The following is a 6540-nucleotide window of genomic DNA, read 5'->3' as shown; positions in this document are numbered from 1 at the left end:
CACTACTCCCGTTCCAAACTAACTCACTATATTCAGATTCACCATAAGCTTTTTTCTCTATCCATTCCTTATTGATCCTCAACATTTAAGCAATTGGTTTGTTAATTTCTGCTAGTGTACCTCATAAGAGAGGGAACCGCTGTATTTGATTAACAATCTTCATCCTCAGTTTGTCATACTGATTTACTGAAGAGCAGCGCAATAATGAATTGCCGAACTCTAGATACACATCTTCTTGTATAGTGTGAAATTTTTTGATTGTTTCGTCACTATCAATATAGCCAACACTCAATATATCCGTCAGTGGATGAGATTGGATCGGATTAAGTATTTTATTAATCAAGACGCTTCTGAACATATTTTATTATAGATGTACTGCATAAGCTCTCTAACTTCTCCATCATCCCAAGGGTATTCACTCTCAGCTAGCTCTCCTGTGTCAATATCAGGATTAGCCATAATTTCCTCAAAGGAAAACTTCAGCCTATCAACCTCATTTCGATAGATAGCGCTACGCTTGATCTCTTCCACATATTCATCATATTCAGCAAGACTGTCTGCTGGTACACCGTTTTTTATAATCCATAGGTTGGTTACTTTAGTAAGATAAAAGCGAACCATACTCTTGCTTATCTCCATTTTCTCTCTCATCATAATTTCACCTTAAGGAATCACGTAATCAGCAGGAATTGTGTATGTGTTTGTCACAAAGTCAAAGTCTCTAGCCCAAGGAATATGCTGGACAACCTTCCAACGACCACCACCCACTAGAGATGGATCTGCTATCCACTCAATAGTAGTCACTGTACGATTAATTCCCTTATTTACAGGGGCAGTGCCTGGAAAAACCTTACCTTTCTTAGTTACTCCACCACTAGTGATAGATGTCTTGTAGGGAGTACCAGTGCCGTAAAAGCCTTTACCCAGGTCGGGATGAGAAGTATGTTCCGCGACGATCTTGTAAGAATTATCTGGCGGATTGCCCCCAATACCAGGTCCTTTGCTGAGATCTACACTATAGTGTGTCTCAATGGCATCAAGTCCTGCCTTACGGGTATCAACCCAATCTTTATAATTTTTGAAGCGTGTAGAAGGTGATGCGGGGCTGATCTTTCCATCAGGCGCAATTCCTTGTGTAATACGTTTCTTGAGAGCTGGATTGGATGCCTGCGAACCATGTCGGGCAATACTGTGACCAGCATCCAGCTTTTCAAGTTCCACAGCCTTAAGCGCTGCCAGTATCTCATCATCTGCCTGTGTCGCCAGATTTTTCACACCTCTTGTACCCAAGTATTCATACAAGTCTAAAATCTGATTTCTTGGTATTCCATTGGCATCTGCGAGGGCTTGAAAGCGAGGAAGATGTGTTTGTAACTCTTTAACAGCGTGACTTGCCTTCTTCGTAACACCTACCACAACACCTGCATCTCCTGGTGCTGTAGTAATCTTTTCGCCTAATTTATAATTTCCTGTGTTACTGCGATTGAGATCTTTTGAATCAAAATATTTAACCTCCCCAGTTGCCAACAGCACCCAAGGATTAATCAACCCTTCTAGCTTAAAGCGCCGATTCGCTATCCGAATCCGGAATGCCTTAAATCGCATCCTCTCCAACAATTCCTTACCCAAATCCTTGAGTTTCTTGAACCCTTTCCCAATCCCCGCACCAGCAATCCCCTTAAAGAGAACCTTCCCCTTCTCAATAATATATTTAACACCCTTAATAACCGCTTGAGCTGCCTTTTTCGCTAAATTTAATCCACCCTTCACCACATTTTTTGCACCTTTCACAGCAGCTTTCGCACCCTTAAGCGCCGCACCTCCAGCTTTAAATGTTAACCAAGAAACTAGTTCAATCGCACCTGCTGCTAATCCTTTAGCTAAACTCTTACCACCACCTTGAATATCTCCTGCCCAACCTTTGGAGAGATAGTCACGAACATGTCCAGCTAATTGCATAACAGTTAAACCTGCAAATAGGGGTCCTACCACACCCATAATGGCTGGAAGTGCGGCGGTAATTGCACCGCCTGTGACAATATTAGCAGCGATAAATCCTGCAACTCCGACTACTCCTGCACCGATAACTGTCGGCCAATTATTTGACCACCAATCAGCAATCCCTTTCTTCATTAATTGCCATTTTATTTCTGCCCTTTGTTTCGGTGAAAGTCCATCATCGGGATATTGTTGTTCGGGTTGTTCTTGTTGTTCTCCTCCCTCTTTTTCTTGACCACTTGCTTCGGCAAGAATCGCCTCCATTGAGCGACTTTCATCATTGGATTGCTCCAACATTACCTCACCTTCACCCTGTGTCTGCTCCATTAATTCGGCAGATAATTCCGGTGAAAGTTCCATGTTATTTTCAACGGCATCAACCCCGACATTTTCTTCTGTCCAAGGTGCGGTAGGTAATTCACTAGATTCACCCATTTGCCCGGTACTACCACCCACTGCACCTGGAGGGTTCACTCCAGCTTGAGCTAATTCTGCGGGTGATAAAGGTTGATCCAGATTACCTCCTAAAAGTTCTTCATATCCCGCCGTTTCAAATTGAGGTGGGGCGGCTTTTGCCGCTTCTACTAAATTACCAATCCGTTTGAGCAATTCAGCAAATTCACCGTTAATTAACATCCCAATTACAGTGAAAATGCCGTTATAAATATCTTGGACAAGTTTCAATAACGTATCCAAAGTATTTGCCAAGAAATCCAGAATGGCACTCACACCTTTCTTCAACAAATCCGCCGCTGCATTTACTGCTTTTGCCGCCTTATTAATCGCCTGGTCAATTTTGGCATTAATCTTCTTCGCAATTCCTGGGAAAGCCGCAAAAACTACCTTCACCAAACCCTTGAGAATCTCGCCAAATCCTTTAATTAACCCAACTATTGCCTTTCCCGCTAAATCTATCGCCGCTACTGCTAATTTCTTGGCTGCCTCAAAAATAGCTTTGACTGCCTTCCTAAAATTATCATAGATAAAATTAACTGCTTCTTTTAGTCCATCAATTAAGGCTTTGGCTTTTGATTTCACCCAACCCCAGAAGCCACCTGATTCTTTTGATGCTTCTGTTTTTTTCTGATTGGCTTGTTCGTCGGATTTTTGCTTTTCGTCTGTTGCTTTCTTTTCCGCATCTTCTAGGTGCTTGGCGGCTTCTTTCTCACCTTTACTTTTCTCCTGACCAATTTTATCCCGCTGTGATTTGGTGGCTTTGCCAGCTTTCTCCTGATAGTCTTTCTCGGCACTATCTAACTCAGTTTTCCATTCTTGTTTAAACCCCAGCACCTCAGCTTGGGCTTGTTTTTGTTCGGTTAATTGTTTTTGCTTGGTTTCTTCATTCAGCCCGGATATTTTAGTATCGGCTTCACTTCTCGCCTTAACTGAATCTAGATCAAATTTATCTTTACCTGCTTGATATTTACCCTCTTCTGCACCAATTTTTTCTCTCAAAAATGGACTTAGCGATTGATTCAAACTCCCCACCACTTCTCCTGGAATAGCCGGATTTTCTCCCGCTTTACCTCCAGAAACTGCAACTGCTGATAATTCCTTATTAGCTTTAAGGATTTCATTACTACTTTGGGGGAAAATTTTATTCTCGCCAAAGTCTTGATTCATCTGTGCCGCCGCTTCAGTCTTAGCAGCTTGCACTTCCTGACTCGATTTAGCTTGAGTCGCATCAAGTTGCGAGGGATTGGCTTCACCCGCCAAATCCACATTGGGGCGCACCCCGGCACTTGTGCTAACTTGACTGGTATCTAAACTGACATTAGCTAAAGCATTTTGGGCGCTTTGACTAAGTGCGGGATCTGATTCTCCTTCTTTTTCAACATTTCCACCTGTTAATTGTGTTGCCGTCTGAGGTTTTGGTGGCGGTATTTCTGGTACTTTAGGATCGTACTGATTTCCTGATGTGCCCGATTGATTTAATTCAGTGTTAATATCTGGGGTTTCTTTGGTTACTCCAGCTTTTTCAACTGCTTGTGCTACAGTTTTTTCTGATGTTGCCGCCGATTCTCCTGGTAATCCTGTTGGTGCGGGAATTTCTGGAATAGTTTTTTGGAGGTTTTGCCGTTGTTTTTCCAGCGCTTGAGTTGAAGCGGTTTGGGCTTGGCTGTAGGTAGCAATGGCTTGGGTTGGGGGTGTATTTTTTAATTGTGCCAGAATTTGAGCGGGATCTTCTGCACTAATTGCGATGGCTTTTTGCCCAATTGCAGGAGTATCTCCGCCACCACCACTGAAACCTGTACCAGAGTTGGGATTTGGTGTGGCGGTGGCATTTCCTGGCTGAGTGTCGGTGGGATTGGCATCTGTACTTGTTTTTTTATCTAGTTGAGATGCTGCTTTTTGTTCAGTTTTTTCCTTAGTCTCTGTTTCCGGTTGCTGATTTTCAACAGTTTGGGGAGTATTTGTTAGTGGGGTTTCAGTTTTAGTAATTGTTGGGGTTTTGGCTGCTGTTTTTGCTGTATTACTATTTAGATTTGCAGCATTTTGCGATTCTTTTGTTTCTAACTGAATTTCGGCAGCAGCTTCTGCTAGTTTTTTCGGCTTTAGTGGTGCTGAGTCTTTTGAGTTTTGGGGTATTTGCGGCTCTTTCTTTAAGTCTTCCTCCCAAGAGACTTCTGCGATAGTTTTCGCGGTTGGGCGTGCCAATTCTGAATCATATTTGGACTCAGGTAGAGGTTTTGGCTCCTCCTGTTGAATCTCTTCTTCTTCTTTAGGCTTAAATTCCTCAGTAGTTTCCCGGCGCTGAAGAGTCTCTTCGGTAGATAATTGCTGTTGGCTAAAGGAATTCGACTGATTTAATAGAGGCTCAACTCTCGATATCGATGGCGATTTATATCCATTTTCTAACTCAAATGAATTAAATTTCCTTTGAATGGATATTTCTGTAGACTCTGACTGAGGCGCATTAACGGGAACATCGATAAATTTACCAGAAAAATCAGATTCTTTTTCTTCTTGTTGTCTATCTGATGTGTCTGGTTTGCGCTGGGCTATTTCTGTTTCAGGAGCTTCTATTTCTTGGGATTGACTAACTTCTCCTGAAGCAATTGGTGGCGATTCGGTTTCTTGCGATGATGTCTCAGCTTCAGGATTTGGTGGCGATTCCGGAGGATGGGTGGGAATTTTGGCGGCGTTATAACCCAAACGCTCTCCTGCCTCTATTTGCTCTTTTGTAGGAGGCAAGTTTTCTGTTTGAGAGGTTTTGGGCGCTGGGAATGGGCGGCTCTGAAGCCAATTTGACGATGGTGTTGAATTGCTTTGAGAAGAATTTTCTCTGCGGATGTGGATATGCTCTGACATCGCTCGTCTCCTGGATCTCGTTTTGTGAGAGAATAGCTAGGACTGCTTGTGGCTATGACGGTTTCTGCGATGCCTGGGTTGGGCGAAGCCATCGCAAAGCGCTGGTGCTTGCCAATCGCGCTACTACCACTATTCAAAGCCGATCTTATTTATTGCCATATACGCACTCCGATCTTACCATCAATCAGCAACAATTAACTGGCTGCGAAAATAAACATAATATAGCTACGATGGGTTTGATCGGGATAAACTAGTCTTGATCGAGCAGAATAAATCGACTAATAACTAAAAACCAATGACGAATAACCAACTAATTGAACTCATTCTCGCGATTGAACAGGCAGATTCTTCTGAACGCTTATTAAAAGCAGTAGAAGCCTTAGCAGATGCCCGTTTAGAGGCAGGAATTCCCACATTAATTACTGTTCTCAGCTATAATAATCCAGGTGCAGCGGTAGCAGCAGTAGATGGATTAGTGCAATTAGGAGAAGCTGCGGTATTACCACTTCTGAATCTGCTAGATGAGTACAATTATGGAGCCAGAGCCTGGGCAATTCGGGCTTTAGCTGGAATTGGCGATCCTAGAGGGTTAGAAACATTACTGGATGCGGCAGAAACTGACTTTGCTCTAAGTGTGCGTCGCGCTGCTGCTAAAGGTTTGGGAAATCTAAACTGGGGCAAAATGCCATTAGCAGAAATTCAACCAGCCCAAAAGCGTGTCTTTAATACTCTAGTTTTAACATGTAAAGATCCGGAATGGGTAGTTCGCTATTCTGCTGTGGTAGGATTGCACACACTGGGAACTGCTGTTGCTGAAACTCAGCCCGATTTATTATCGCAAATAATATCGCATTTTGAGGAAATACTCAATACTGAAGTTGATGTGGCAGTCTGTACTCGGATTCAACTAGGTTTGGCTCAACTTACCCAAATATCCTTGACAGCTTCCTAAATATATTTGCACAAAGGTGTCTTCCGGACAAATCTCTTTACAAATTGCTAAGGATTACGAAACAGCCAAGAGCATCATGGCAAAAAGAAAAAGAGAAGATAAATAAATTAGCAATTGTATTTCTGTGGATTATTGTGAGGCTTGGTTGGGTTTTATCCGATCAACCAAACCGACATCTATTTCATTTTAACTTTTGACTTTTGACTTTTGACTTTTATTTATCCTGGGAGCATCCCGAGAAAGGAAGAAATGCAGGTTGTATTCTTGCTCCCCCCTTT

General features: G+C 42.7%; 4 protein-coding genes. 1 reads left to right on the top strand and 3 read right to left on the bottom strand.

Annotation, left to right across the window (positions count from 1 at the left end):
- Positions 1-339: 339 nt before the first annotated feature.
- The 3 genes from NJ959_RS24100 to NJ959_RS24090 are packed head-to-tail and all read right to left on the bottom strand — an operon-like array spanning position 340 to position 5447.
- The gene (locus tag NJ959_RS24100) at positions 340-654 is read right to left on the bottom strand and encodes a hypothetical protein (protein ID WP_254014291.1); all 315 of its coding nucleotides are present in this window, start codon (positions 652-654) and stop codon (positions 340-342) included.
- A gap of 9 nt (positions 655-663) precedes the next feature.
- Positions 664-5193: a hypothetical protein gene (locus NJ959_RS24095; RefSeq protein ID WP_254014290.1), complete on the bottom strand. Its 4530-nt coding sequence runs from the start codon at positions 5191-5193 to the stop codon at positions 664-666.
- Positions 5169-5447 (bottom strand): hypothetical protein, encoded by a 279-nt coding sequence (locus NJ959_RS24090; protein WP_254014289.1) that lies wholly within the window; start codon positions 5445-5447, stop codon positions 5169-5171. Before NJ959_RS24090 ends, NJ959_RS24095 begins: the two co-directional genes overlap by 25 nt.
- Positions 5448-5605: 158 nt before the next feature.
- Here NJ959_RS24090 and cpcF point away from each other — a divergent pair, with 158 nt between their 5' ends.
- Entirely contained in the window at positions 5606-6262 is a 657-nt protein-coding gene (gene cpcF, locus NJ959_RS24085; RefSeq protein ID WP_254014288.1) for a C-phycocyanin alpha-cysteine-84 phycocyanobilin lyase subunit CpcF, read from the top strand.
- The last annotated feature ends 278 nt before the right edge of the window (positions 6263-6540 follow it).

The organism is Limnofasciculus baicalensis BBK-W-15 (assembly GCF_024178385.1).
GTDB classification, from domain to species: Bacteria; Cyanobacteriota; Cyanobacteriia; order Cyanobacteriales; family Coleofasciculaceae; genus Limnofasciculus; species Limnofasciculus baicalensis.
This window is presented reverse-complemented; position numbering and strand designations above follow the sequence as displayed.

What these genes read in the sequence shown, in the direction of transcription:
- NJ959_RS24100 (WP_254014291.1), bottom strand. Translation starts at nt 654, where the DNA reads ATGATGAGAGAGAAAATGGAGATAAGCAAGAGTATGGTTCGCTTTTAT.
- cpcF (WP_254014288.1), top strand. Translation starts at nt 5,606, where the DNA reads ATGACGAATAACCAACTAATTGAACTCATTCTCGCGATTGAACAGGCA.